The sequence below is a fragment of the Pseudomonas sp. 15C genome (assembly GCF_055484735.1).
Genome location: NZ_JBUDGD010000010.1, coordinates 18813 through 40405 on the forward strand (window position 1 = coordinate 18813; position 21593 = coordinate 40405).

General features: G+C 58.3%; 29 protein-coding genes. 3 read left to right on the forward strand and 26 right to left on the reverse strand.

The features are described 5' to 3' along the window. Positions 1-19: 19 nt before the first annotated feature. Positions 20-634 carry a tail assembly protein gene (locus ACYYKW_RS07795; protein ID WP_464989803.1) on the reverse strand — a complete coding sequence of 205 codons (615 nt, stop codon included), beginning with the start codon at positions 632-634 and terminating at the stop codon, positions 20-22. Between the two features lie 523 nt (positions 635-1157). Here ACYYKW_RS07795 and ACYYKW_RS07800 point away from each other — a divergent pair. After that, entirely contained in the window at positions 1158-1634 is a 477-nt protein-coding gene (locus ACYYKW_RS07800) for a hypothetical protein (protein ID WP_464989804.1), read from the forward strand. A gap of 385 nt (positions 1635-2019) precedes the next feature. Here the strand turns inward: ACYYKW_RS07800 and ACYYKW_RS07805 are convergent, their stop codons facing one another. Further along, positions 2020-2301 carry a DUF4236 domain-containing protein gene (locus ACYYKW_RS07805; RefSeq protein ID WP_464989805.1) on the reverse strand — a complete coding sequence of 94 codons (282 nt, stop codon included), beginning with the start codon at positions 2299-2301 and terminating at the stop codon, positions 2020-2022. Between the two features lie 513 nt (positions 2302-2814). Here ACYYKW_RS07805 and ACYYKW_RS07810 point away from each other — a divergent pair. Further along, entirely contained in the window at positions 2815-3072 is a 258-nt protein-coding gene (locus ACYYKW_RS07810; protein ID WP_285409313.1) for a hypothetical protein, read from the forward strand. Positions 3073-3316: 244 nt separating this feature from the next. Here ACYYKW_RS07810 and ACYYKW_RS07815 read toward each other — a convergent pair whose 3' ends face one another. The 21 genes from ACYYKW_RS07815 to ACYYKW_RS07915 all read right to left on the reverse strand — a co-directional run bounded on the left by ACYYKW_RS07815 (position 3317) and on the right by ACYYKW_RS07915 (position 19910). Further along, a complete protein-coding gene (locus ACYYKW_RS07815) occupies positions 3317-4081 on the reverse strand; it encodes a C40 family peptidase (protein WP_464989806.1) in 765 nt (254 codons plus the stop codon). Between the two features lies 1 nt (position 4082). Beyond that, on the reverse strand, positions 4083-4832 hold the full coding sequence (locus ACYYKW_RS07820; protein WP_464989807.1) for a phage minor tail protein L: 750 nt from the start codon (positions 4830-4832) through the stop codon (positions 4083-4085). A 9-nt stretch (positions 4833-4841) separates the two neighbouring features. Then, complete coding sequence (locus ACYYKW_RS07825) at positions 4842-5180, reverse strand: phage tail protein (RefSeq protein WP_464989808.1); 339 nt, start codon at positions 5178-5180, stop codon at positions 4842-4844. Next, entirely contained in the window at positions 5180-8230 is a 3051-nt protein-coding gene (locus ACYYKW_RS07830) for a phage tail tape measure protein (protein WP_464989809.1), read from the reverse strand. The genes ACYYKW_RS07825 and ACYYKW_RS07830 overlap by 1 nt, the downstream gene beginning before the upstream one ends. Positions 8231-8257: 27 nt before the next feature. After that, a complete protein-coding gene (locus ACYYKW_RS07835) occupies positions 8258-8560 on the reverse strand; it encodes a DUF1799 domain-containing protein (RefSeq protein WP_150741486.1) in 303 nt (100 codons plus the stop codon). A 17-nt stretch (positions 8561-8577) separates the two neighbouring features. After that, positions 8578-8958, reverse strand: a complete 381-nt coding sequence (locus ACYYKW_RS07840) for a phage tail assembly chaperone (protein WP_464989810.1) — start codon at positions 8956-8958, stop codon at positions 8578-8580. Positions 8959-8960: 2 nt separating this feature from the next. Next, entirely contained in the window at positions 8961-9632 is a 672-nt protein-coding gene (locus ACYYKW_RS07845) for a phage tail protein (RefSeq protein WP_464989811.1), read from the reverse strand. A gap of 69 nt (positions 9633-9701) precedes the next feature. Next, a complete protein-coding gene (locus tag ACYYKW_RS07850; protein WP_464989812.1) occupies positions 9702-10121 on the reverse strand; it encodes a phage tail terminator-like protein in 420 nt (139 codons plus the stop codon). Then, on the reverse strand, positions 10118-10702 hold the full coding sequence (locus tag ACYYKW_RS07855; protein WP_464989813.1) for a hypothetical protein: 585 nt from the start codon (positions 10700-10702) through the stop codon (positions 10118-10120). Before ACYYKW_RS07855 ends, ACYYKW_RS07850 begins: the two co-directional genes overlap by 4 nt. 1 nt (position 10703) lies before the next feature. Continuing rightward, positions 10704-11096, reverse strand: coding sequence for a hypothetical protein (locus ACYYKW_RS07860; RefSeq protein ID WP_464989814.1), 393 nt, complete (start codon positions 11094-11096; stop codon positions 10704-10706). Between the two features lie 2 nt (positions 11097-11098). Next, positions 11099-11476: a hypothetical protein gene (locus tag ACYYKW_RS07865; protein WP_056785409.1), complete on the reverse strand. Its 378-nt coding sequence runs from the start codon at positions 11474-11476 to the stop codon at positions 11099-11101. A gap of 10 nt (positions 11477-11486) precedes the next feature. Next, positions 11487-11792, reverse strand: coding sequence for a HeH/LEM domain-containing protein (locus tag ACYYKW_RS07870; RefSeq protein ID WP_464989815.1), 306 nt, complete (start codon positions 11790-11792; stop codon positions 11487-11489). Positions 11793-11849: 57 nt separating this feature from the next. Then, a complete protein-coding gene (locus tag ACYYKW_RS07875; RefSeq protein ID WP_464989816.1) occupies positions 11850-12827 on the reverse strand; it encodes a major capsid protein in 978 nt (325 codons plus the stop codon). Between the two features lie 3 nt (positions 12828-12830). Further along, entirely contained in the window at positions 12831-13568 is a 738-nt protein-coding gene (locus ACYYKW_RS07880) for a hypothetical protein (RefSeq protein WP_464989817.1), read from the reverse strand. A 110-nt stretch (positions 13569-13678) separates the two neighbouring features. Beyond that, the gene (locus ACYYKW_RS07885) at positions 13679-14443 is read right to left on the reverse strand and encodes a hypothetical protein (protein ID WP_464989818.1); all 765 of its coding nucleotides are present in this window, start codon (positions 14441-14443) and stop codon (positions 13679-13681) included. A gap of 58 nt (positions 14444-14501) precedes the next feature. After that, entirely contained in the window at positions 14502-14987 is a 486-nt protein-coding gene (locus ACYYKW_RS07890; RefSeq protein WP_464989819.1) for a DnaT-like ssDNA-binding protein, read from the reverse strand. Positions 14988-14995: 8 nt separating this feature from the next. Further along, complete coding sequence (locus ACYYKW_RS07895) at positions 14996-16108, reverse strand: minor capsid protein (protein ID WP_464989820.1); 1113 nt, start codon at positions 16106-16108, stop codon at positions 14996-14998. Further along, positions 16026-17486, reverse strand: coding sequence for a DUF4055 domain-containing protein (locus ACYYKW_RS07900; RefSeq protein ID WP_464989821.1), 1461 nt, complete (start codon positions 17484-17486; stop codon positions 16026-16028). Before ACYYKW_RS07900 ends, ACYYKW_RS07895 begins: the two co-directional genes overlap by 83 nt. Beyond that, positions 17486-18805: a phage terminase large subunit family protein gene (locus tag ACYYKW_RS07905; protein ID WP_464989822.1), complete on the reverse strand. Its 1320-nt coding sequence runs from the start codon at positions 18803-18805 to the stop codon at positions 17486-17488. The genes ACYYKW_RS07900 and ACYYKW_RS07905 overlap by 1 nt, the downstream gene beginning before the upstream one ends. Continuing rightward, a complete protein-coding gene (locus ACYYKW_RS07910) occupies positions 18780-19256 on the reverse strand; it encodes a DUF2280 domain-containing protein (RefSeq protein WP_464989823.1) in 477 nt (158 codons plus the stop codon). Before ACYYKW_RS07910 ends, ACYYKW_RS07905 begins: the two co-directional genes overlap by 26 nt. Positions 19257-19286: 30 nt before the next feature. Beyond that, positions 19287-19910, reverse strand: coding sequence for a putative metallopeptidase (locus ACYYKW_RS07915; protein ID WP_464989824.1), 624 nt, complete (start codon positions 19908-19910; stop codon positions 19287-19289). Between the two features lie 59 nt (positions 19911-19969). Between ACYYKW_RS07915 and ACYYKW_RS07920 the strand changes: the two genes are divergently transcribed. Further along, on the forward strand, positions 19970-20167 hold the full coding sequence (locus ACYYKW_RS07920) for a hypothetical protein (RefSeq protein ID WP_464989825.1): 198 nt from the start codon (positions 19970-19972) through the stop codon (positions 20165-20167). A gap of 44 nt (positions 20168-20211) precedes the next feature. On the opposite strand, the gene ACYYKW_RS07925 is transcribed toward ACYYKW_RS07920, so the two are convergent. Genes ACYYKW_RS07925 through ACYYKW_RS07935 form a run of 3 tightly spaced genes read right to left on the reverse strand, consistent with a single transcriptional unit; the run spans position 20212 to position 21051 of the window. Then, a complete protein-coding gene (locus tag ACYYKW_RS07925; RefSeq protein WP_464989887.1) occupies positions 20212-20394 on the reverse strand; it encodes a hypothetical protein in 183 nt (60 codons plus the stop codon). Then, on the reverse strand, positions 20354-20740 hold the full coding sequence (locus ACYYKW_RS07930; RefSeq protein WP_464989826.1) for a hypothetical protein: 387 nt from the start codon (positions 20738-20740) through the stop codon (positions 20354-20356). The genes ACYYKW_RS07925 and ACYYKW_RS07930 overlap by 41 nt, the downstream gene beginning before the upstream one ends. Beyond that, the gene (locus ACYYKW_RS07935; protein WP_162276419.1) at positions 20737-21051 is read right to left on the reverse strand and encodes a phage holin, lambda family; all 315 of its coding nucleotides are present in this window, start codon (positions 21049-21051) and stop codon (positions 20737-20739) included. Before ACYYKW_RS07935 ends, ACYYKW_RS07930 begins: the two co-directional genes overlap by 4 nt. Positions 21052-21593: the final 542 nt, after the last annotated feature.

Here is a 21593-nt window from a genome sequence, read left to right on the forward strand (position 1 = left end):
CTGTCGTGCTGCTGTCTGCTTACACCTTGTCTTCGGCCATGATCGACGCCGAGATGATCATTCCACCCCACCGGCGTTCGCCGATGCAGATCGGTACCGGGTTGCCGCTGGCCGTTGTGTTCTTGGCGCTGCCGAAGGCATAGGACGGCGCGTTTTCTGGGGAGGCGCTTTGCGACAACCCTTTTGCTTGGGGGCTGAGCATTTGGATAACGCCGCCGGCGGTCGAGGCAATACCTGCGGCATACAGCGCGGATACCGCTGGCCCGGAAAACGCACCGAAAGGGTTGAAGTAAGCAAGAGCGATCAGTACGGCCCCAACCACTGTTTGCAGTACCCCGGCTCTCTTGCTGCCCGAGATCACCGGAACAATCTTCAAAACCCTCGTGCCGGATAAGCCGAGCTCGCTGAGTCCTGCGTTTTTACCGTTTCGATAAATAGCAAAGCGCATCCCAAGTCGATCAAGCCTTTTGATTTCCTCTTGGAATCCCGCAAGGATGACGCTGAGCGCTCTGAAGACCTCTGTCGCTTGGCCTGAATCCAGCAGCAAGTGATGGACTTCACCAAATTTGCTCGCGAGCTGCCTCGTTAGGAGAACCCGAGTTCTGGGTGTGTAATGCGCAACTGTGGCCGCCATGCTGTTCTCCGGGCAATAAAAAACCGCCCTTGGGCGGCTTGAAAAAATGGTCACTATCGAGAGCAATTTCTAACTACATCGGTAACGCTTGAGGATGGATCCTGCCAGGTTCGAAAGAAGTGGTAAGTAACTGCAGACCCGCTCGGAGTCGGTGTCACGTCAGCGACATGCCAAGGCGATTCTGGGTTCGGTGCGATCACCGAATATTTTTCACCGGAAGTCTGTAAAACCCCTCCTACGCTACCGCCGATCAACGAAGTGCCCTGCCAACCATCACGGATGCACTCAGCCACATGTTTCGCGGACTTATTTGAAGACACCTTCACGATGGGCGGATTATTCCGAATGTCGTTCGTGGTCGCACACCCCGCCAACAGCGCTACCGCCAGCGCTCCTACGATCAATTTCATGCAGGTCACTCCTGTGGGCAAGGATGCAAGATATCATCGGACTAGAAGAAGCGAACCAACTGGTTCGCTAGAGTCCCATCTCACCAGAACGGATGCGAGGTTCGCCGGAAATAATGAAAGACATTGATGAGGTGGCGGGTAAAGGATTCAACATTCCAAAACGTTATCTAGCAGCAGCGTATCTGCTCGTGACAGTAGTCCTTGCATCTGGAATCGGAATAAGCTTGTGGATGCGAGATTGGATGTGGTTGGCGAGGTTTGGCGCGTTTCTCGTTTTCTTGGCAATGATTTCTGAAGTCACTGGTATTCTTGATCAATACGTCAAGAAAGTAATGAGCCTAGTCCAAGTTGTCACAGTCGAAGTAGTGTTGATGCAGGTAAAAAGGAAGCCTCATCTGTATGGTATAAATCCCAAAACAAGCGAACAGCACATCATCGAAATTTCAGAACAAGAGCACAAGCGTCGCTTAACCCTCACAAATGATGTGATCCAACGCATCCTATCTAAAAAAATTAAGAAGCATGCGTTCTTCGTAGCATCAGTAGGGACGATGCTTTGGGCCTTTGCCGATCTCCTGAACAAATTATAGTCAACGGAGACCCGCGTGTCGGAACAGAATCTAACCCTCAAATGCCTAGGCCACACCAAACGTGACGACGGCTTAATTGGCCGGTACCGCTTGGAAGTGACCGATACACGGAGCGGCAGGATGGCGACAGTTTTTGTCGAGCCCAAGCAATTGGCCTCAGCTCGAAGCATGAAAACAATCCTGCTTGACCGAAGCATGTTTTACTCGGTTACTCAGAAGGCGCACGACCATATGCTTCTCGAAATGTTTGCCCACGCAAATGGCCCAGCTGAGATCGAAGAATCTCGCTGAGTCGAAGGGCGCGCATCCCGCGTCCATGCCTGCGGGAAAGAATGCAGGCGGGGCGGACGGACATAAAAAAGCCCAGCAACGAGCTGGGCTTTACTCATCTAAAGATTGCCCAGAGAACAGCGGCGATTATCAGCCATGTGACGATATGTGCCCACATAGGTGTAGGCGCGGTTTTAGTAACGCCACTCTTCGCTCCGCCAAACAGCTTGGATGAAGAAAGCCCCGTTCCCGGAAGGCTGCTCGTTACTTTCGTCCCGCGCTTGCTCAGATTCACCGTCGCGCCTTTTCCGCCTATCGATGCGCTGAGGCCGCTCTTGCTGACATTGAGGCGAATACCTGGGGCGATTTTGAAGCTTTTCCGGATGCGAAAGGCCATGGCTCAACTCCTTGAGAAAGCGAAAAGCCATCATAAACCGATCTGGATTCTCGCCAAGCTGTGCGCCCATCCAGCGTGGATGAAATCCCAGTGGAAAGATTGGATCCGCTCGTAGTAGCGTTGTGCCCGCATCAAACAGCTAAAAAACAGGAAGCGCATCGAAATGAGAGTTAAGAACAATCTGCTATTTCCAATTGTAAACTACATCAAAAGTTACAAGGGCTTCCAAAGTGAATGCCTCCTCCAGTACGGCACGCAATATGTTGTAAACGGCGTAGTAATCGACATTCACTTTTCTACAAAAAACAAACCCACATTTAGCCTTGATTTAAAGAGTCAACCTTCAGATCCCGTTTTTGTGCAGCTTTTTGAGCATTACATCAACGTGATCAGCGAGCCGGCTGATCAAAACGTAGTTTAAGGACAAGGGAGTTAACGCACCCAGTCCTTTGCCTGCAAGCCCAAGGACTGGGATTGCGCCAATTCCGGCGCGGTAATGACCTGGAGGTCAAAATGAGTGATGAGGACACGTTTTCGCCATATGAACGCCATGACGCCGCAATTATAGGATTGACTCAGGTGGTCAAGGTTTTAGCAGCTGCCTTGTGCAACAACGCCACCCTTCGAGATTTCGTAGAGGCTGAATTGAAAGGTGCTTTAGCCGATGACGCCCCAAAAGGCGTTGCGGCAGCCAAACTGCACCTCTACAGAGCCCCCATCAGCGGCGCACTTAAGGCAATCGAAAGCGTGAATGCCAAACCACAGTCCTAAGGGCTTCAGCCAGCACACGTTCGCCTTCGCGCTCGTCGGAGGCGAATCCATCTGCAGGCCCTGTGTCGCATAATCCTGTCCTTGCCGAGCTTTCATGCGTGATTAAAGCTGTTTCGATAGGATCCGGCATAGGCCAGTCGGAGCGCCCAACGATGCACTGGTCTTCATTAGCGCTATCGACGCTGATGGAATCGCCTCGGTCTTCATTTTTAACTTCCATACATCAATCTCCTGTCCTGCGGTGTTATGCAGCCGGTTGTGCATCTTTGTGTCTGAGAATCAGGCGTGTTCGGTCGAGCCATGACCCGCCGAAGACAATGACCTCTGACGGCCTGCCATACAGGTGATGCAGCAGGAACGGCCCGGGGCCGAACGTGGCGGCATCCTCGCCAGGCAATGACGGATCGGCGCCAAGGAATACCCCAGCGTGGTTCGGGTAAACGGTGCGCCCAACCTCCATCACGATCATGTCGCCGCGCTGCGGCTGGTCAACACGGTAGAAGCCGGCAGCCACGTAGTTCGCCTCGTACAGGCTGATGTTGTCCTTGCTCTCCCACCAGCCATCGGCACGCTTGAAGATCTCGAACTCCAGCCCCCACTCGCGCTTGTACCAATCAGCGCAGACCTGCCAGCAGTCCCAAGCCCCGTGCACGAATGGGCGTTTCAGCAGCGGCACATCACCAGTCGGGACGATGGTCCGCAGATCCCCTTCTGGCCAGCTAAGGATGTGCCAGGGCATGGCCGTCGCCTCGCAGATGGCGAGGTCGCGCGGTGACGGCCTGCTGGTGGCGTCCGGATGTGAATGAACAACCCCGATCACTTCGCCGATATCTTCGGCCGCGGCGTATTCCTCGGGATCGATCCGGAACTCTTCGTTTGGCTCAGTCGAGACATTGGTGCAGGGGAAGTATTGTTGCTTGCGCCCAATCGCCAGCAGCAGCCCGCAGCACTCTTTCGGGTACTCGGCCGCCGCGTGCGCCTGGATCGCGTTCAAGATGTGCTTTCGCATGTCAGCTCCGTGCGATCAGGGAAACGGCCGGGAAGCCACCGAACGGCAGCGGGTTGCCTTCGCCGAACCGCGGGATGCAACCCTTGCCCAGCGTGGCGTCGCATTGGTCGAGTTCGGGATTGTCGGTGATGACACCGTCCTTTGTGACGTACGGGCCCGTGTAGCCGCAGTTCGGCCCGCGATACCCACCGGTGAGGCACCAGTGGCAAAGCGTCGTGGCTTGTCGGCCGATTGACTCATTGCCTACGTCGCCGGGACTCGCCAACTCCCAGCTGACCGTTTCGCCGTCCTCGTTCGTTTTCTGGTCGATGTACCAGACCTCGATCGCCTCTTGGGTTGGGTCTGCCGTGGGGTTGCCAGCGGGGAAGTTCGCTGCGTCGAGGTAGCTGCCGAGCGTGTGACGCATCGTCAGCTTAAATTCGAGCAGGTCTTCGAACGCCAGACAAAGCGCGGTGATGCGCCCGTTGACGTTGCCCACCGACAACGTCGGCCGGACCGCCGTGCCGTCGCCGTTCGCCTCGATGCCGTCGATCTGCATCGGCCAGGCGCTGTACTCGTTGCCCTGCCAGTAGATAGCCTTCGCCGGCAACTGGTCGGCATCGGCGCCGGCGGCAATCAAGTCTGCCGGTGTGTGCGGTATCGCGTGCCCGTGGAAGCGCAGAACGTCCGCACCGTAATCCGTGCCGTCCAATTCAAAGAGCAGCACTTCGCTGCCGGGCTCAAGCACCTGGATGTCACTGATCAGCGGCATGGTTGCCCCTTATGGTTGGAATGCCCGCTCGAACGTGGCGGTGAGTTTGAAGACCCCGCCGCCCATTGGTGTGGGAGCGGGATTTTTGCAGGTGAACAGCCCGAGCTCGCCGAGCGGGGTTGTCCACAGAAACGCCTTCGCGCCGGCGTGCCGGTCAAGGAACTCCATTATCTCCAGCACCTTGGCCTTTCGACCGGAGCAGGTGATCGGATAGGAGTCCTCCTTGTTGTTCGGGCCGTCGCCAACGTTCTGCGCGTAGCCGCCGCCGAACTTAGAGGTGCGCACTCGATAGGTGATTTCGGGTGTCTCACCGCGCTCGGTTGGCCAGGTGAATTTCTCGATGGCCATCAGGCCCTCCCATTGGCATTTCGAAAGCTGGTGCCGCCCGCTCGCCAAGAGTCAGCGACGGCTTTCTCGGCCACGGCCTGCATTTGCGATTGAAGGTTTTTCGATAGTGCTTGCTGGTCGATCTGCATGCCTTCAGACCCACGGTCCTCAGTTACCACCGTGACCGGCGCGCTGATGCTGATCGTTGTCCCAGAACCGCCACCAGCAGCAAGAACGCCGAGCTTGCCGCTGGAAGTTCTGGTCAAAGGCATGATCGCCTCCGGACCTGCCTCGCCCATGACACCCGCCCTGCCGCCGGCCATCCCGAAAGCTGTCGGCGTGCTGACGATGTTGTTGGTGAAGGCGCCGCCGTTGGCAAACATCTGCAGACCCGACGACCAGGCACCGCCCAGCGCCTGAGGAAAGTAGCTACCGGAGTACCCCGCCGAAGAAGCGCCGAGGTTCGACGACGCCGCACCGGCAGACCCAGCAGCCAATCCATTGCCGCCCCCACCGCCAGTGAAGTAGCTGGTAGCCGCACCAACGAGACTGCTCAGCAGCGCCGAACTGGCCTGACGGGTCGCGATCCGCGCCATGTCCGCCAGAATCGACTTGGTGAAATCAGCAAACGACAGCTTCCCGGTCATGGCGAAGTTGACGACTGCGTCCTCCATCGAGCTGAAGGCGTTACCGAACAGGGTTTTCGTCTGGCCGGCGATGTTGCTCGCCGAGTCCAGGTAATTGGCCCAAGCCGACGTTGCGCCCTTGGTCCAGTCCCCTTGAGCCTTCTCAACATCGGCGTAGTTCTGCCGGATCTGATCTGTTGCGGCCTTGTTCGCATCTGCGAGCGCCTGCGACTTCCGAGCGAATTCCTCTTCCGACATGTTGCGGGACGGGTCAGACCGTTGGTTTTCCAGTTCCAACGCTTGCTGAGCAAACCGGTCTTGCTGGCTGTTCAGTTCGCCGTTTAGGGCGTTCTGCAGATCACCCTGGCCAACGCCAACTACCGCACGCTGCCCTGCCAGTTCCAATACCCGTTGCTGTTGGCTCAAAGCCTGAACGTAGGAGGAAATAGCTCGTTCCTGTTTCGCCAACCTTCCGGTTTCGCTGGTAGCGAGCACTTCGAGCTGGCTATCAGCTTCCTTTTGGGCCTTGACCATGCCGGCGCGAGCATCGGCGATCTTCTGGTCCAGCTGGACGCTTTGCGCGACAGAGGTGGTCTTTTTGGCTTTCGCGGCTTCCAGCGCAGCAATCTCAGCCTCGTAGGCTGCGGTCACTTCGTCGCGCTCGTTACCGATGATCGCTTCGCGCTTCAGGGCGTAGTCGGCTTGGGAAACGAGCCCAGCCTTCTGCGCTGCTTCCAATTCCTTTTGAGCGTTTTTGTATTCGGCGCTGATGGCTGCCAGGTTGTTCTTTGCATCGTTGAAACTGGTCAGATCTACCTGCGAGCCGGCCGCTTTCGAATCCTTGAACTGGTCGTTGATGTTCGCCAGGTTCTTGTCGATCGCGGCCTGATTCAGGCGCGGGTCGTTGGGTGCGACCTTGCGGATATCTTCGAGCTGCCGCTTGTACTCCTTGATCGCGTCGGTGCGTTTTTGCTCATTCGTCCACGCCGACTTGGTGAGAGCGTCGACCTTCGCCATCGACGAGACGGCATCGCCTTGGGCCTTCGCCTGCTCACCCTGCCACCTGGCGATATCGGCTTCTGCGGCCTGCTGGTCCTCCAGCATGTTGAGCCGATTTTGGTAGAGGCCGATCATCTCCTGCTTGTTCTGGAACAGGCCTACGTCGCCCGCCTGAGCGCCCGCCAAGTCACGGCGGGCTTGCTCGATATCAGCACCGATATCGCTGCGCCCGATATTCTTCAATCCATCAGCAGCCCGAGCGACTGCGTTGTATCCCTTCTCCCAAAAGCTTAGATTCTCGAGGATCCGCGGCGTGCGCTCGTTGATTGCATCGGCAAACGACTCAGTAGCCAGCTTCACGGCACCTGCATGGTCGCCCTGCTTCTCCAGTGCGGTGATCTGCGAGTAAACCGACGCAGTAAGGTAGTGATACTGCTCATTCAGCGCGGCAGACGCCTTCACCGGGTCGTCTGCGAGCTTGGAGAACTCGGCGACAGTCTCGCTAACGGCCTTGCCGGTTGCCTCCTGCATCGAAACGGCGGCCTGCGTGATGCCGGTGAAACTCTCGCCTGCGATCTTGCCGTTGCCCGCCAGCAGCGCCAGAACTTCAGCCGCTTGGCCGGTGGTGCCAACTGTGGCGCTAACCTGACGAGCCATGTCGCCAAGCTGTCCAGCACTCACACCGGCGTAATTGCCGGTCAGGATCAGCGATTTGTTGTAGCTGTCTTGCTCCTCGCTCCCCTTGTAGAAAGCGTATGCCAATCCACCCACCGCGGCAGTGGCCAGCGCCAGCGGGCCGAGAATCGCCAGCAAGCCCGCCGCGCCCTCACCCGCCCCGGCGCCCAACTGAGCAACAGCACGAACGCCGCTTCCCCAGTCGCCCGACGACAGCGCATTCCCGAGCTGCACCACGTTTTCCTGCGCCTGGCGCGAGCCGAGCCGCAACTTTTCGAAGCCGGTCGCAGTTTTATTGAGCTTGTCGTAGTCCTTGTCGATCTTGCCCAGAGCGGTGTTGTACTCGTCCTGGCTGATCCGGCCGGCATCCAAGTGTTTGCCCAGTTGCTCGACCTGCGTATCCAGCTTCGCCAGCGCGGCGCGGGCCGGGTCAATGGCGCCCAACAGGCTGTTCAGTGCCTTCTGCTCATCCATTGTCGACTTGGCCAGCGCCACCTGCTGCTTATCGAGCTGCGCAGAAATCTTGGCGGCCTCAGCCTCGCCATAGGCGCCGCTCTTGGTCAGCTTCGCCAATGCTTCCCGCTGTTTTGCGAGATCCTGCGTGGTCTTGGCGTTGGTAGAGAGCGATTTCTCCAGCGCCTGCATTTCGTTCATCAACGAAACGGCGGACTGCTCGGCGCGGCCGCCGGCCTTCGCCATTTCATCCAGGCTGGTTTTGGCCTGAATAGCGTCGGCCGAGTCGATCTTGACGCCGAGTTCTGCAATGTTCATCGACTCACCTTGAATAGATGCCCGCATTTACGGGCTGTTTTCCCTTTCCTCTGCCATGACGCGCAGGGCTTCGCCTTCCAGCACCTGAAGGTCAGGGAAGATTTCAGCGAGTTTCTTTTTCTTGATGCCGAGGAAACCGGCCACGTCGCGGATGCTGCTGTAGTCGAGACCGATAGCGCCGCCGGTGCCTGCACGCCATTGAGTGGACATCCTGTTGAACAGGAGGAAGGCTGGCCATAGGCACGGCCAAACTTCGAATTCCTCTTCAATGTCCTCGGCGTCCAACCCGAATGCGGCAAGTTGCTCCGCATTCGGAGGGGGCTCATACATGGCGCGGGCGGCGCGAATCAGTTTCCCGTGCGGGCCTTGGCGTAGGCCGCTTGGTAGGCATTAACCACGGCCTCGGTTGCACCGTGGCAAGACGTCACCAGCGCCTTAATGCCCTCGTCGTCGAACTTGTCATCGAACTCCCAGCCGACAACCAGATCCTTGATCTGCTGCACTTGGTTTTCGGTGTCGACCGCAACGATCTGCGACATCGTAGGCTTGTCGCCGAACTGATCGAGACTTTGCTTTTGTCGCTGATTCCATCCATCGAACAGCGCGGCAAGTTCGATGCGGTCTCGATATTTGAAAGTGAATCCCACCTTCACCGGGTCTTGGCCAACTACCGGGACCATCACCGCACCGGCGAAAGTTGGCGCTTGCGCAATCTTGAACTTCGCCATGATCAGGCCCCGCCGCCAGCAGCAACCGGCGCGCGATACGCGGTGATTTCAGCGTTGATGGTGAAGCCAAAGGAAACGGCCGCACCTTCGTTGCGCACCAGCGTTGGGGTCTTGTTGAAGGATGCATAGCCTGCGTAGTAGATCGTTTTGCCGTTGGGCAGCGACATACGCAAGATTCGCACTTCCTTCTCCCGATCGGCCTTATCCAGCTCTTCGTACCAGGCCAGGCTGTCATCGTCAGCCAGTTGGAAAGCGAACGCCTGGGCATTTTTGGTGGTCGGGATCTGCTTGTCACGGCGCGCTTCGAGCGGCGCGTAAGTCCAGTATTGCTGCTCGCCGCCGGACATGGAGTTGCCGATAACCTGGTTGACGGCTACCCAGCCGGTCACTTTCTTGGCGGTACCGCCGCTGATTCCATCGGGAAAGAAAGCCGCGTTGGACGTGTCGATGCCTTCGAGGGTGAATGCGCCCGCCGCCGCGTTGGCTACACGCACGGCGCGCTCGTTGATGTCCTCCCAGCCGGAGGTGATCAGAAGGATATCGCCATTGGCAAAGCCGTTCGCGGCGCTGGTAGCGACCCCCGGATTCGCGTTGCTGATTGCCGAAATAATCTTGGCGGCGGCGAATCCGCTGGAAATTGAAAGCGTCGCCCCGTTGGGGAAGTAAACAGACATGGGTTTTCCTCTTTGCAGAAATGACAAAACCCGCGTAGTGGCGGGTTCAGGATTTGCCCAACGGGCGGGTTATGGCGTGGTGTCGGACCGATATGAGAACGACAGCGGGACGGTGTAGGTTGAATCGCCTGTGATGCCTGGGCCGACGTCTACAGGTGTCATGGGCGTAACTACGAAACCATTTTTTTCGTCACGCACATAAAGTGGAAATAACGCGATGATCTCGGCCGCAATGGGGTTGGCTTTTGCTTTACCTGTGCCTGCCGGGCAAATAATGCTGACCTGGAACACGCCGGTATACAGCCGGTGCTCTCCGCCGAGCGTGTTGCTGGCCGTATCGCCCGGGATGGTGAACGCACGCAGATAGGTCTCGCCTGCCGCCGGGGCGTAAGCCATGTTCTCAAAAACGATCTTTAGCTTCTCCGACCTGACATTGTTCCAGGCGATCAGCTTTGCCTCGTAGATCGAGGCGATGATGGCGTGACTCATACCTGGTTGTTCCTGATAGCCTCCAACACGATTTGCTGGAAGCGAGCCACGGTTACCCGAACCATGCCGCCGGGGGCCTGGGTGGAATGGCCGAACTCCAGTGGAATCGCGTAGGGCAAGTTGTTGATGATGTAAGCCATCTGGCCGGCGGTGAAGTCGCTCATTGCGGCGACCAGCGCGGCAGTGGTTTCGGCGCCGCTTGGGTCCACCTCGTCAAAGGTGACGTTCTCGACTACGCCGAGCGAGATGTGCCAGTTCGCACGGAACCGGCCGCCGACGTAGCCTTCTGGCGCTTTGATGTCCATGCCGTCGTTGAGCTTGCGGCTTTTCTTGAGCCTGCCGCCCTTGGTCAGGTTGGCCGGGTCGCTGCGCAGCGCAGTGTTGTGTTCGTCGACAGCCTTGTTGTACTCGGTCGCCACTGCGTTCTGCGCCCAGATCTCCGGGTTACCCACGGGAGACATGCGGATCAGGCTGCTGCCGACTTCGATGATGATCTCGCGCACACTGGCATCGATCGCTTCGCTGGTCTGCGCCGCGAACTCGGCCAGGCTCAGGGCGAAGCTGCCGGATTGAGTCGCCATGTCATTTCCTCAGCTGTGCCGTCCACGTTGCATCAGCAGGATCGGCGGACACGTCCATCACCCGCAGCCCGTTAACGATATCGCCGATGGCTGGGGCAGCCGGTACCGCCGTCGGAACACCGGCCTCAGACACGAACAGTTCGTTCTGCAGCACCAGCAACTTCTTGTCAGTGGTCTGGATTAGGGAGCCGTCGATTTCCTTGGACAGGTAGCTGCCCAAGACGCCGCGCCCCATGTAAGTGATGGTGATCTCCGGCGTCTCGCCGCCCAATTCGGGGTCATACTCACCGGGAACCTTGCGTACGCCCTCCACTGACTTTACCGCGTCGGCTAGGCCGTCGGGATCGTCGAACGCCTCAGCCATTTCAGCCTGAATCTCATCGCGCATACCCATGATCAGATCCTTTTCAGCATCATCACGCCGGAGCGCTTGATCCAAGGCTCCAGCAGCGCCAGCGCGAAGTTCACACCCGCCGACTGATCAGTAGATCCGGCCACGTAGGTCTTGCTCACAGACGTGCCGGACTGAGCCGAAACCGTCTTGCTCTGCACTTCCTTCTGAGTTGCCGCGTACAACTTGCCCGCCGCCGCCTCTTTGGCGACCTGGGCGCCGGCTGTTTTGATCTCGATCGGGACCGGATCTGGAACAACCCGCTTGATCTTGGCCGTGAGCCAGGCGTTGGCCATGGTCACAGCAAGGACCGGATCACCGGCGCCGGCCCAGCCAGGACCCAGCGAAGCGTCAACATCGGCAACGGTGATGAAGTCGGTCATGTGCTTGTCCTTATTCCGCTGGCACCAGGGCCAGCAGGTCTTCTTTCTTGGCGGTTTGGTCGAAGGTGATGCCCTTCGCCGTCAGCCAGTCTTTCAGCTCCGGCACCTTCATTTTCAGAGGGTCGGTTTCGGCACTTTCTGGCGCTTTGTCGTCCGAAACTTTGATGCCGGCCGCTTCGTATGCATCGTAAATTTCAGGCGCGTCACCCTCGATGACCACCTCAGTGGCAGTGCCAATGACGCCGAAGAATTCGCTCAGCAGGCGGTAGCAAACGCCGCGCTCTTTGCCGGGTTTGTCCGTGTAGATAACTTTCATGAGTCACCTCAATGCAGCCCGGCGCCCTTGCGGACGCCAGGGTAAGTGGAGGCCGGATTACGGCGTGGTGGTACCGCTGATGACGGCGGCGAATGGGACCTGCTTGCGGCTGAACACGCGCTCCCAGTTCGCAGCAGCGGCATACTGGGTCGCGGTCGGGCTGAGGTTCTGAGCTTCGGAGCCTTTCCAGCTGAAGCCGGCAGGCTGGAGGATGTACGTCTTCCGCTCCCACAGCACCTCTGCGCCACCGCCGTTACCGCCGCCCGGTTTGCGCTCGATCTCCACTGGCACCTTCGGCGCGCCTTCGCCGTAGCCGAACGCGCCTTGGCCGAAGAATACCGACAGGTACTTGCCAGCGCCGTAAACCAAGCCATCGTCCATGAACACCGGCTTACCCAGGTAGGTGGCCAGGATGATCTTGCCGTCGGAGTCGCGCAGATACTCGATGAGGTCCTGCTTGACCATCTGGTTCATCACCACCGAGTGCACGCCGATCGCGCCGAACTGATCGGCCGCATCGCCAGCGGTGAATGCGGCATCCTGAAACGCGTTCGCGCTGATGCCCGCGCCTGCGTCGATCACCATGTCACCGCCGTTGTTGGCAATGTTCGAGGCGATGATGCCGCGCGCTGCACCGAGAGCGTAACGCTGCCACTGGCGAGTCCAGTAGGTGCCGAAGCGGTTGCGGATTTGCTGCTGGGGCTCGCTGTTCGCCAGTTCGGCGGTCAGGTCGGCTACGCCATAGCCTTTGTTGAGGTACAGGACGCGAGCACGCATGCTGTCCTGAGTAACCTTGCCGACTTCGCCCTGGTCGTTCGGGTCATCGTTGCTGATGTTCGGGGCTTCATCAGCATTGAGATCCTGCCAGTAGCTGATCTCGGCGGTGCCTTGGCTGCCAGAAGCGATTGCATCCAGTACAGGCGACCGAGTCACGATGCCCGACTCGTAGACAGCGGTTTTTTCCGGGCTATTTACCGGCTCCAGCGAGGCGTAGTAGTCACCGACGAAAATGTCGGTCAGTTGGGTAGTTGCCATGAATTAGGTTCCTTTGGTGGCCTGGATTCTCTTGAACAGCTCGGGGTTGTCACGGGCGATCGCAGCGCGCTCGGTTTCCGTGTACTCGCCCCATTTTTTCGTGGCCTTGCCACCTTGATCACCGGTCGGACCGGCACCCTGAGCCCTTGGCCATAGGTGTGTTGCTGTTTCACGCAGCGATTCCGCCCATTCGAGCGGCGACAGCGGGGTTTTCCCGTCCTTCCCGTAAACGACCTCGCCGTCACGGTCGGTGGCAATCGCCTCGCCGTCTTCACTGAGTTTGAAAGTGCCCCGGGCGCGCAAGATGATGTCTTCGGCAGCCTCAGGGAGCGCGCCGGCCTTGATGGCAGCAGCGCGGATGGAGTCGGCCAGCACCTTGTCGCTGTACTTGGCAGCGAACTGCTCGGCCTTGTCAGCGCGGGCCTTCTCGGCGGCCAGCTTGGTGTCGTAGTCGGTGCGCAGGCGCTCGGTACGGCGAGTAATGACCTCGTCCAACTTGCCCTCGGCAATCAGCTTGGTCTCTTCGTCCTGGCCAACTTTGGTCAGCAGCCCTTTCACCGCGGAGATATCCAAACCTTCGAACTGCGACTTGAAACCGTCCAGCTCAGTTTTGGTAGTCCGGAGCGAGCCAAGCAGCTCGGTGTTTTTGTTCTTGAGGCCCAAGGTTGCAGCCTCAACAGCTGCAGCAATAGCGGTCTGAACTGCCGGGTCTTCAAGATCAATCTGGTTTTCGTCTGCCACTTGGTGCACCCCTTGGGTTTGGTCGGCCCGCTTTGCAGGCATAAAAAAACCCCGGCATGGCCGAGGTTCGTTTTTTGATATAAGCGATCTAGGAAGTAGATCGATTTTTTCTATTCTGGAGACTTCCGGTTGTTAGAGCTCGCGACGTCGAACAGTTTTTTTAGCTCGGCAAGATCGTTTTTAGCCCTTGCAATCTCGTAGAGCCGGTCGTTGCGCATTTCCTCTGCAATCAGCGCGAACAGCTTGGGAACAAGCCCGTTCGGAAGCTGATGCTCGTCGTCGCAGTGTCCGCTGCGAATTAACAATTTCGCCTCTCCTTCCGAAGCAGCTTTCAGAGAGTCGAAGAACGCTTCGTTTATCCCAAAATCATGATCATTTGGAGTGATTCCCTTGTCACCAAGCTCTTTGACGACAGGATCAGCAATACAGTGAGCGAGTGAAGCAAAATCACGTTCACTCATCTCCACGAGATTCAGAACATCTCCTCTCTCGAGCTTTTGAGGCAGCGATTTACCGGCTGGCAGCCATGCTGAAAGATCTAACGAACGAGATAGCCCATCGTATTTGAGTTCAGAACTTAGGACGGTGAATGGCACGAGTCCTTCAGATAGCACTCGTACAGACCAAGAATTACTTTCCTGTTCTTGATACACCTTAGCGCGTGGCCGCTCCTTCTCAGCCTGTTTCGACGATTGAGAAAGAGCTACCCACACTGCTGCGAATGTGCCAGCTGCTGCCAACCAATCACCCAAGCTGCCTAAATTGGGAACAAAACGAACTGTTGATTGAGGGTTCAAATTGATACCGGCAACCAATCCTAAGAGGGCGAAAAGCGCACCTCCGATACAAAACCCTGTCACCGTCTTCCAATGCATATAGCCTCCATTTGATGGCGGCCTTTATACCAAATAACACAATCAAAACGCCATCACGTTACACGACGAGCTTCAACCCTCGCATGGTCAGGTAATCGGCAAAGTGAGTTCTACTTGGCGCGTATGGAGGAGGACGCATGCGCAGACCAGGCGTATCGCGGTTGAGGCGCGTTCGCCGGCCATTCGGCTCAGTGCAATGCGTCGGCTCTTCAATCGTGAATCGCTGCTCGGCAGCGTATAGCTCGACCGCCAGCCGTACTTGGCCCCATTCGAGTTCAAAGGGCACGAATGTCTCGGAGAGCGTCTGGTATTCGATCTTGCAGTCACGCCGCGGCCAGGCCATAGCCTGGTCGGGATTGGCCTTTCGACCCTTCCACTGTCGACCGTTGATGTCGGCCGCGGCGCGCAGCAGCAGTTCGACCTGCTCGGCCTCTGCCTCAGGTATCCGGAACCCGTAGTAGTCGCGGTAGAAGGTCAGCTTCTCCAGCGGCACGAAGCTATTTGCGTCCGGTCTGCCCTTTCCGTCTTCAACAATGATATGCATCGGCTTTCTCAACCCGGTGAAGCGCCGAGTGTAACGCCTGCACGGATGAACATGTCCGGCTCAGCGGCTTTCAGTTGCGGCAGCGTCAGCGGTTTGAACGACTTGTCGAGCTGCAGCTTGGCAAATTTCTCCGGAGTCAGCCCTCCATCACGGAACAACTTGGCCCGCACCGGGCCGAGCGCATGATCTTGGAAACTCGCCGGCTGCGTTGCCAGCCATTCGTAATAGTTCAGGCTCGCATCTACCTGTGCTCCGCCGTTTTCGCCTACCGCAGCGCGCGTAGCGTCCTTGGCGAACATCTCGGAAAGGCGGGTTGTCGGCACCGTGGTTGACCGGCAGTTAATGTGCGCCGGCGGCAGCGGCCCTTTGCCCAGGTCGAAGCGCATGCCATCCAAGCCCTTGCACTGCTGCGAAGTCTTGCGGTCGAGCGTCGAAACCCAGCGATAGCCGAGCACAACGTCGCTGTTGGCTTTCAGCGTCTCCATTCGCGACGTCGTGGCCACGTGCTGGATTGCCGTCTGCACCACGGCAGCAGCGTTGCGATTGCTCACCGCGAGGACGCCGTCCGTGAAGTTCTGTGCCGCGGTGCCGCGAATCGCCTGAATGATCTGGGCGTTCGTTTGACCCTGGCCGAAACCAAGCCTGATGGTGTTCGTCACGCGCATCGTCTCCGTGCGCGTCCAGCCACTGACGAAACTCTTGAGCAGCTTGCCGCCGTCGATGCCTTTCACCTGTAGCGGATAGGAAAACACCGCCGCGCGGATCACTGTGTTGCTCGGCACCACCGCATCGATGGAAAGCGCATTGCTCAGGCTGTTGGCCTCGAAGGTCGACTCGTACAGTGCAATGTCGACCAGATCGGCCTGTATCAGATCGCCGTAGGCCTTGTAGATCTCGAGTAGTTTGCCGTCCACTCGGGCCAGAAATTGTTCAAAACGGTCCCGGCTGTAGGTGGTCAACTCCTTGCGCGTCAACTGCACCCGCACAAGCGTATCTATCTGGCGAAGGTACTTCTCGAACTTCTTGACCTCGCCGGCCTTAAGCCGCTCCAGCATTACCGAGTGGCGCGTCGTCTGCTCCAGCAGTTGGCTGTCCGCCTGCGCCAGGTTTGTCGATGGCATCGTCTTTATCCAGGTTGATGCCGGCCGACTCGCGCTCATCGCTGATCAGGTCGGCTTCGTCTTCGTATGGGCGTTCCGGCAACTTGCCGGTGGTGAGGTACTGCCAGTAGGTGTCGGCGCTGATCGTGCCGGCCATCACGCCCTTGAGCAGCTCAGCAAGCACCTGGGCATCGACCACAGGGGTCACAAGTTCAGGGCTCACCTTGAACTTGACCTGCTTGGGGTCGTAACCCTTCCACTCAGCTGCGTACCGCAACCCCTGCTCCACTGCCTCCGCCACCGTGACGACAATGCTGTGCAAAGTGGCGTGCTGGTCGTTCTGACGCGTTTTGCGCGCCTCGCCCGATTCTGTGCCGCCTATGTCCATGACCTTGGCACCCGCTTCAAGCGCGGCGTTCTTCTGGTCGTCCATTGCCCTGCGGACTGCTTCAATGCCGGCACCTTGGAACTCCAGGTAACCGCACTCGCCATTCGGGCCCAGATCCCAAGCAGCAGATGGCCCGGTCACGCTCAGCTCCACCGAGTCATCGAGGCCAGATACCCAAGGTTGCGGGTGGCTGGTTTGGTGTAACGCAGTGAAGTAGTCAGCGCTCAGTTGATAGGACTTCAGCGCGGCGCGCGACATTGTGAGCAGCGGCACTTCGTCCACTTCCGGCGAGTTGTCGGTCGAGCCGCAATAGATCACCGGCAGGTATGACAGGCCTTTGACCAGTCGGTTGTCGGTGCCAGTGGTGCCCAAGGGTTTCTCCTCCTCGACGATCTGACCACCTTCGTTCCGCACAGCGGTGTAACAGGTCTCGCCTTGCATGAAGAACTCACGGAACACCGTGTCGCATTCATGGCTGTAGCGGTCGCCGCCCTTCTTGCGGAACTCCCGGAAAACCGAAAGGACTAGATCTTGCCGGCCACCTTGATCAGCGGTGTCCCAGTTGATGGCGTTACGCGTGGCGTATGTCGAGAAGTACGGTTCGCCGCGCTCATCGATGTTCACCACCAGCGGGACGCGGCCGTGTGAAATAGCTTGGCGCACCATTCGGAAGAACAGCTGCTTCAGGCCGAAGCCGTCAGAAGTGGCATTGTCCTCGATCCCCTTCAGGCCGGCGGGCAGCTCAATCTCCGGGATAAGTCGGGAAACCAGCCCCATCATTGACCGCAGCGAATCGCGCACCCAATGCTCGTACTGAGCGCGGTTCGTGTAGTTCTCGTAGAGATACTTGTTGCCCGCACCGTCGAGCTTCTCAGCTTCGACCATGCCGCTCGGCTTGGGAAGGTTGCGCTCGTTACGCTTGACGGCGCATTCACCCTCGAGCGCGTCGTCCATCATTTCCCACTCGGCGATGTGCGCGTCGTAGTCAGGGTTTGTCGATTGCACTGGCATCAGGCCAAGCCTCCAATTCGGCGTGTTCCGCCTGTGCGTGTTTTGATCGGGTACCGCTTGGCAATGAAGTAGCCAGGGGCATCCACCAGGTGGTCGTAGCCGGCCTTCTTATCGGGCTCGCCCTTGTCGGTGTAAATCTGGCGCTCCAGGCACTGCGTGTATTTCGGACACTGGTCGACGTTGATCAGATATCGATGCTCGCCGTAGGTATTAGCGAACATCGCGCACATGGCGTTGACCCGATCCTTCACAGCGGGGTTGGTCGAATCCACCACTACGGTAAATCCAGCCTTTTTCAGCAGTGACAGGTCAGATTCGCTTGCGCTCTTGCTGCTTGTGTTCTGGCCGCTGGCGTCCGGGTAGATCGCAATGCTGTGGTCAGGAAAGCGGAGCTTGATCTTCTCGATCATCTCAGGCGTGTCCCGTACATCTGAAAACTCGCTGAGTGCCAGTGGCAGGTCATCGCGAATGACGTGCACGACTGCCGCCATCTTCATGACGTTGAAGTCCATGCCGATGTGCAGGGCCTCGCCACGCTTAATGGTTTCGCTGGTGCGGTTCGCCTCACGATTGAACGTGTAATAGACGACACCCGCGTAGTTCTCAAAGCTAGCCTCGTATTCCTGCCGGAAGGTTCGGGGGTCCATCTTGCGCCGGGCCGCATCCAGCTCTTCAGCCGGCACGTTGCCTCCATCGAGCGAGGTATAGAGCCAGCTTTTGTGGTCAGGCTCATGCCCCGGCCGGCCATCTTGGAACGTGTCGTAGCAGTGATTGAACCCCTTGGGCGTGCCGATACGTAGCGCGTGACCGCCCTTCCGCATGCCAATGCCCGGTATCGAGTATTGGCAGGTCGAAAGCATCGGCCGGAGGACCTCTTCCCATGCTTCCCACGGGCAATCCGCCCATTCATCCACCAAAACGAAGAACAGACCGGAGCCGCGCAAGTTGTCGTAATTGTCGAGCCCCACCACGCGCATCACATGCCCAGATTTGAGCGTGATCGAGCATTCCGTTTCGTTTGGCCGGTGTGCACGCCACGCTTCGGGGATCGCCTGCTTCAACCGTCGCCAGAACACGCGCTTGGCCTGCTTGAACGTTGGAGCGCCGTACCAGATCTCATCTTCGACGCTCACACCCCACTCAGCAGCGAGTCGAGCAGCTCGGCGCATCTCAGCTTTGCCCAAGAACGTCTTGCCGAACCGTCGACCACACACCGCATCGCGAAAGCGCGCCTGAGGCTGGAAGCCCCAGCAGTAAATGTTCGCCTGCTTCGGCGTCAGCTTTACCGGCGGGTCATAGGTACGGGGTAGCGGGGACATTCTCATCAGGCTCCAGGGTGTACTCAGCAACTGCGTGCTGCTGGTCCGCTTGGGAGCCCAGAGGTTTTTCAGGTTCGAGACGACGGTTCACGTAAACGTCGCCCACTTCTTTGGCTGCCTGCTCCAGCAACTGGGCAGTCAGCGCCATGTTCTTCATGTTCTCGGCCTTCTCGGCCATGCGTCCCAGGGCGCGAAGTCGATACGCACGGTTCGCGATCGGGATCTCTGCCGTCTCTTCGCGGAACCTCTTGCGGGTGTCGTTGAACAGCGTCTGCCACTTCACGTGCAGGTTGCGTCCAACGTACTTGGTTGGGTCGTATGCCTCGCACTGCTGGCGGGTAACTTCGAGCCCGAATCTTTCTTTGACGGACGCCACCACTTGCGATGGCGTGTCAAAGCAGGCGAGAGCCTGTACAACAAAGGCTTTCACCTCGTCTCTGAGTGCGGCCATAAGTGGGCATCCGTCAAAGTACTGTCAAAGTCAGGCCGACTTGAGCAGACAGGTTCCGCAGGCCCTCGATATGTTCAATTTCCCCACCTCAGCAGGATTGTTTGCAGCGTCCACCAGCTCTTGCACTTGAGGGCTCGCCCCATACCGACGCACGACACCGACGAACTCTTCAACGTCGTGTCCGCGCATCTCAAGCTTGGGTAATCCTTCCTGGGTGAACTTGGGCGCGCCGTACTGATCGGTCGCTTGGGCGATGTGGTACAGCTCGTGTTCAACCAGTGCGCAGAAGTCAGCGTCGGAGCATTGAGCGCAGTAGTCAGCAGCCAGGGTGATGATGTAGGCCGGCACGTCGCCGAACCAATCCAGCATCTGCTGTTCCATGCGAGCCTTCTGCCACCCACCAGCCCGGAACGCTACCTGTTCGGCCTGGCCTACCACCGTCCGACCCTTCTTCGTGAATGCGGCAGACGCCCACATGACTCTCACGTCCGCATCGATCAGATGGGCATGGTCTTCATTATGGATGCTGCCGGTGTCGGAAAGGATCTCTGCCTGGAGCCACTCCCACACCTCAGGCGCAGGGACCAGGCGGATACCGAAGCTGGACATCTCAGACAGGTTTAGCAGCGACTCAGGCGGCGTTGGTCGAATCATTTCATCTCCATCCGCCCACTCAACTAAGATCACTTGCACTTAACAAGGGAAATCCGTAAGTGAGCCATCGCATTGATGAAACAGCTGTGTTGAAGGCCGCATCAGAATGGGCGGAGCGAACCGGGAGGAACACCGAGACGGTAAGCTCAACCGCTCAGGATGTCATGGTGAGGCTTAAGTCAAAGCTTACTGCTTCCGAATATCAGGGAGCGCTCAAGCAGCTTCATGGCCAATACAAGCGCGATAATGTCTTTTGAACAGGTTGCGACACAATTTGCACTCTCGCGAAACGTGTCGCGACCTACTTACTCTGACTGCGCTTGATCTGCGCATCTACCTGATCTGCACAGGTGTCGAGCAGGTTTATGGCTTGGTTCTTCAGTTCCCACAGCTGGCCGTTGTCGGCAAGGTCTTCATCAGCTACCCGCTCACATGGCACCAGCTCAGGGGGCTCGACTCTTACCGTCGCTGTCTTTGTTACCAGTGCCGGCTTTCCCGCGCAGGCCGTCAGGCAGAGGCTGAGCAGCCCAATCACGAACAGGCTTGCTGTTGCGTTTGAGTTCTTCAAAGTTCTTCTCCGCCTTTCTGGCTTTGGCCTGGCTGGCCTGTAACCGCTTGTTCAGGTCTTTCTGGTAATCGGCGTTGCGCTGGGCTTCGGCGCGCAGGGTGGTGATCGTGGCCTGGCTTTCGAGGTTGGCGTCGACCGCCTTTTGCCTCTCGCTGGCTTCGAATGCCACCTCTCCGCGAAGGGCGACGACTCGCGACTGTTGAATCCCAATGAGGAGCAGGCCGACCAGGGCGATGATGATTGCAGCAGCGAAGGCCTTCATGCGGCATCCGCCTTGCGACCGAGGAAGCGGGTCACCAGCTCGCGAATGGCTGTCACGCCGAGAAAGCCGATCGTGCCACCGGCAGCGACCGACAAACTGGAAGGCCAGGCCATCCACTCGATAATGCTGGACGCGACCAAGCTCAGCGATCCGCAGATCAGCGCCTCGAACACAATCCGGCGCTTACTGGTTTCCTTCGCGTCGTACATGACTCGAAGCAACGATACGGTGATGGACATGATCACGCCCTGCCAGAGCGGATTGCTCAACGCCAGCCAGATCTTGGCCCATGTGTCTGGCTTGTCAGGCATGTTTGGCATCCGGGTTGCCTCCCCCTTGGGGAGATTGATAAATCCGGCGTCCGCTGCACTCCCAGCTCGGGGCTATGGGTGTGGGGAGCCGAAAACGAAAAAGCCCCTGCGAATGCAGAGGCCCTGAATAGGTGCGCTCGTCTTTCCGAGCTGTCGGCCAAAGACTTTCCCAGCGTCGACGCCCCTTTGCATCGATCTCGCTGTTCCTGTCTCGCGCCACCCCAACGCATGGTTGGAGCAAGGGTGCACGGGCTGCCGGCGTTGATTCCGGACGTCGCACTATCCGGCTATCGACGTCCAGGCCTTCCCGAGGGCTGTCCAGGCTACAGGTAAATTCGAGCCATAAAAAAACCCGGCTTGGAGGCCGGGTTTCGGTGTTGGTTGTGCCAGACAAGCGACACGGTGCAACTGGTTGAGCATCCTCGGTATTACCGGGGCGCTCGAAAGGTCAAAGCAGGCAGGTTGTTGACGTAGAAGGCCGTTGATGCGTTTGCCAGGAAATTTACCAACGTTTTCTTAATGAGTGTCTTCATACGCCCTTC

What these genes read in the sequence shown, in the direction of transcription:
- ACYYKW_RS07835 (WP_150741486.1), bottom strand. Translation starts at nt 8,560, where the DNA reads ATGTATGAGCCCCCTCCGAATGCGGAGCAACTTGCCGCATTCGGGTTG.
- ACYYKW_RS07910 (WP_464989823.1), bottom strand. Translation starts at nt 19,256, where the DNA reads ATGGCCGCACTCAGAGACGAGGTGAAAGCCTTTGTTGTACAGGCTCTC.
- ACYYKW_RS07900 (WP_464989821.1), bottom strand. Translation starts at nt 17,486, where the DNA reads ATGCCAGTGCAATCGACAAACCCTGACTACGACGCGCACATCGCCGAG.
- ACYYKW_RS07915 (WP_464989824.1), bottom strand. Translation starts at nt 19,910, where the DNA reads ATGATTCGACCAACGCCGCCTGAGTCGCTGCTAAACCTGTCTGAGATG.
- ACYYKW_RS07870 (WP_464989815.1), bottom strand. Translation starts at nt 11,792, where the DNA reads ATGAAAGTTATCTACACGGACAAACCCGGCAAAGAGCGCGGCGTTTGC.
- ACYYKW_RS07890 (WP_464989819.1), bottom strand. Translation starts at nt 14,987, where the DNA reads ATGCATATCATTGTTGAAGACGGAAAGGGCAGACCGGACGCAAATAGC.
- ACYYKW_RS07895 (WP_464989820.1), bottom strand. Translation starts at nt 16,108, where the DNA reads ATGCCATCGACAAACCTGGCGCAGGCGGACAGCCAACTGCTGGAGCAG.
- ACYYKW_RS07865 (WP_056785409.1), bottom strand. Translation starts at nt 11,476, where the DNA reads ATGACCGACTTCATCACCGTTGCCGATGTTGACGCTTCGCTGGGTCCT.
- ACYYKW_RS07855 (WP_464989813.1), bottom strand. Translation starts at nt 10,702, where the DNA reads ATGGCGACTCAATCCGGCAGCTTCGCCCTGAGCCTGGCCGAGTTCGCG.
- ACYYKW_RS07825 (WP_464989808.1), bottom strand. Translation starts at nt 5,180, where the DNA reads ATGGCCATCGAGAAATTCACCTGGCCAACCGAGCGCGGTGAGACACCC.
- ACYYKW_RS07885 (WP_464989818.1), bottom strand. Translation starts at nt 14,443, where the DNA reads ATGCATTGGAAGACGGTGACAGGGTTTTGTATCGGAGGTGCGCTTTTC.
- ACYYKW_RS07845 (WP_464989811.1), bottom strand. Translation starts at nt 9,632, where the DNA reads ATGTCTGTTTACTTCCCCAACGGGGCGACGCTTTCAATTTCCAGCGGA.
- ACYYKW_RS07875 (WP_464989816.1), bottom strand. Translation starts at nt 12,827, where the DNA reads ATGGCAACTACCCAACTGACCGACATTTTCGTCGGTGACTACTACGCC.
- ACYYKW_RS07795 (WP_464989803.1), bottom strand. Translation starts at nt 634, where the DNA reads ATGGCGGCCACAGTTGCGCATTACACACCCAGAACTCGGGTTCTCCTA.
- ACYYKW_RS07830 (WP_464989809.1), bottom strand. Translation starts at nt 8,230, where the DNA reads ATGAACATTGCAGAACTCGGCGTCAAGATCGACTCGGCCGACGCTATT.
- ACYYKW_RS07810 (WP_285409313.1), top strand. Translation starts at nt 2,815, where the DNA reads ATGAGTGATGAGGACACGTTTTCGCCATATGAACGCCATGACGCCGCA.
- ACYYKW_RS07805 (WP_464989805.1), bottom strand. Translation starts at nt 2,301, where the DNA reads ATGGCCTTTCGCATCCGGAAAAGCTTCAAAATCGCCCCAGGTATTCGC.
- ACYYKW_RS07820 (WP_464989807.1), bottom strand. Translation starts at nt 4,832, where the DNA reads ATGCCGCTGATCAGTGACATCCAGGTGCTTGAGCCCGGCAGCGAAGTG.
- ACYYKW_RS07860 (WP_464989814.1), bottom strand. Translation starts at nt 11,096, where the DNA reads ATGGGTATGCGCGATGAGATTCAGGCTGAAATGGCTGAGGCGTTCGAC.
- ACYYKW_RS07800 (WP_464989804.1), top strand. Translation starts at nt 1,158, where the DNA reads ATGAAAGACATTGATGAGGTGGCGGGTAAAGGATTCAACATTCCAAAA.
- ACYYKW_RS07935 (WP_162276419.1), bottom strand. Translation starts at nt 21,051, where the DNA reads ATGCCTGACAAGCCAGACACATGGGCCAAGATCTGGCTGGCGTTGAGC.
- ACYYKW_RS07905 (WP_464989822.1), bottom strand. Translation starts at nt 18,805, where the DNA reads ATGTCCCCGCTACCCCGTACCTATGACCCGCCGGTAAAGCTGACGCCG.
- ACYYKW_RS07815 (WP_464989806.1), bottom strand. Translation starts at nt 4,081, where the DNA reads ATGCGAAAGCACATCTTGAACGCGATCCAGGCGCACGCGGCGGCCGAG.
- ACYYKW_RS07850 (WP_464989812.1), bottom strand. Translation starts at nt 10,121, where the DNA reads ATGAGTCACGCCATCATCGCCTCGATCTACGAGGCAAAGCTGATCGCC.
- ACYYKW_RS07840 (WP_464989810.1), bottom strand. Translation starts at nt 8,958, where the DNA reads ATGGCGAAGTTCAAGATTGCGCAAGCGCCAACTTTCGCCGGTGCGGTG.
- ACYYKW_RS07930 (WP_464989826.1), bottom strand. Translation starts at nt 20,740, where the DNA reads ATGAAGGCCTTCGCTGCTGCAATCATCATCGCCCTGGTCGGCCTGCTC.